The sequence below is a fragment of the Bacillus sp. 22475 genome (genome assembly GCF_052044835.1).
In the GTDB taxonomy this organism is placed as follows: Bacteria; Bacillota; Bacilli; order Bacillales; family Bacillaceae_G; genus Bacillus_A; species Bacillus_A cereus.
In genome coordinates, this window is the sequence record NZ_JBQENW010000089.1 from 1 (window position 1) to 755 (window position 755).

The window sequence follows — 755 nt, forward strand, 5'->3', positions numbered from 1 at the left end:
TATTTATTTCAACAATTTTAATACCAGGATCTCGCCCTCCTAAAATTGTTAAAGAGTATATGGTTCAATCTATGAAGCCAGGAAGTGTCATTGTGGATATCGCAATAGATCAAGGTGGTACAGTAGAAACTATTGATCATTATACAACTCATGATAATCCTGTATTTATTAAACATGACGTAATCCACTATGCAGTACCAAATATGCCTGGTGCCACCCCACGTACTTCAACTATGGCGTTGGCAAATGGAAATATTGAGTATTTACTAGCAATAGCTAAAAATGGATTAGAGAATGCAATCCAAAATAAACCGGCTTTGGCGACGGGGATAAATATTTACAAGGGTACGATAACTTATGAGAATTTAGGTACAACACTAGAATTAGATTATAAGCCATTGAAAGAAGTGTTAATATGAGTAATGAGATTTTACCACTTAACATTGGGAATATAAAAAAAGCACAAAAAATTTTAGATGGGAATGCTAGAAAAACGCCTTTGGTTAAATCTTTTTATTTAACCAGTAAAACCGGTGGAGAAATTTATTTGAAGTTAGAAAATATGCAGTTAACGGGGTCATTCAAATTTCGTGGTGCATTTAATAAAATTTCCCAACTAACAAATGAAGAAAAAAAACGTGGAGTAATCGCTTGTTCAGCTGGAAATCATGCACAAGGTGTTGCATTATCTTCTCATTTACTCAAAATTAAAAGCAAAATTGTGATGCCGACCTCTGCACCGCAAGCTAAAGTGG

Annotated in this window: 1 protein-coding gene and 1 pseudogene; both read left to right on the forward strand. The window is 34.3% G+C overall.

From position 1 onward, the window contains the following. Positions 1 to 419, forward strand: a pseudogene (locus tag ACTJJY_RS31920) (alanine dehydrogenase); the annotation flags it as partial. After that, the coding region (locus ACTJJY_RS31925; protein WP_440607450.1) for a pyridoxal-phosphate dependent enzyme at positions 416 to 755 on the forward strand (340 nt) is incomplete at its 3' end. The pseudogene ACTJJY_RS31920 and the gene ACTJJY_RS31925, both read left to right, overlap by 4 nt.